This is a genomic window from Arthrobacter sp. Y3221087 (genome assembly GCF_059089905.1).
The window spans coordinates 1-370 of the sequence record NZ_JBNHFE010000031.1 but is presented as its reverse complement, the minus strand read 5'-3'; the positions used below and the strand labels follow the sequence as shown (position 1 = coordinate 370).

Sequence of the window (370 nt, the reverse complement as noted above, 5' to 3'; positions counted from 1 at the left end):
CCGCCTGCGGGACGTACGGGTGATAGTCGTTGATCCATACTGTTCCGTGCCGGAGGCCCCCCGCAACACGTTGCGCCTTTGACCCGTCCGAGGTCCAGACGGCCCCGGCAAGGCCGTATTCGGTGTCGTTGGCGATGGCCACGGCCTCGTCCTCGGTCCGGAATGTCTCGACGGTCAGCACCGGGCCGAATGACTCCTCCCGCAGCACGCTCATGCCGGAGCGGCAGTTGCCCAGCACCGTGGGCGGGTAAAAGAAGCCGTCGGCAAGTGGTTCCTCGTCCGGGATGTAGCCGCCGCACAACAGTTCGGCACCTTCGGCGATGCCGGCCTGGACGTAGGCGTGGACCTGGTCGCGGTGCTTGGCGGAGAC

At 67.0% G+C, this 370-nt stretch carries 1 protein-coding gene; it reads right to left on the bottom strand.

Annotation, left to right across the window (positions count from 1 at the left end; genetic code table 11):
• Nucleotides 1-370, bottom strand: a 370-nt coding sequence (locus AC5RUO_RS20030) for an aldehyde dehydrogenase family protein (protein ID WP_494104450.1), incomplete at both ends; no start/stop codon positions are given.